This window comes from Photobacterium sp. DNB23_23_1 (assembly GCF_052873815.1).
In genome coordinates, this window is record NZ_JBNNXT010000144.1 from 1 (window position 1) to 223 (window position 223).

At 52.9% G+C, this 223-nt stretch carries 2 tRNA genes; both read left to right on the plus strand.

Annotation, left to right across the window (positions count from 1 at the left end):
* Positions 1-15 precede the first annotated feature (15 nt).
* Positions 16-92, plus strand: a tRNA-Arg gene (locus ACVA53_RS25170).
* A gap of 47 nt (positions 93-139) precedes the next feature.
* A tRNA-Arg gene (locus tag ACVA53_RS25175) sits at positions 140-216 on the plus strand.
* The last annotated feature ends 7 nt before the right edge of the window (positions 217-223 follow it).

Genomic DNA, 223 nt, shown 5'->3' on the forward strand with positions numbered 1-223 from the left:
AAACCGAATTAGTGTGCGTCCGTAGCTCAGCTGGATAGAGTACCTGGCTACGAACCAGGCGGTCGGAGGTTCGAATCCTCCCGGACGCGCCATTATTTCAATATATTGCCGAAAGGCGATACGATAAAACAGATTTTGCGCGCTCGTAGCTCAGCTGGATAGAGTACCTGGCTACGAACCAGGCGGTCGGAGGTTCGAATCCTCCCGAGCGCGCCATTATTTA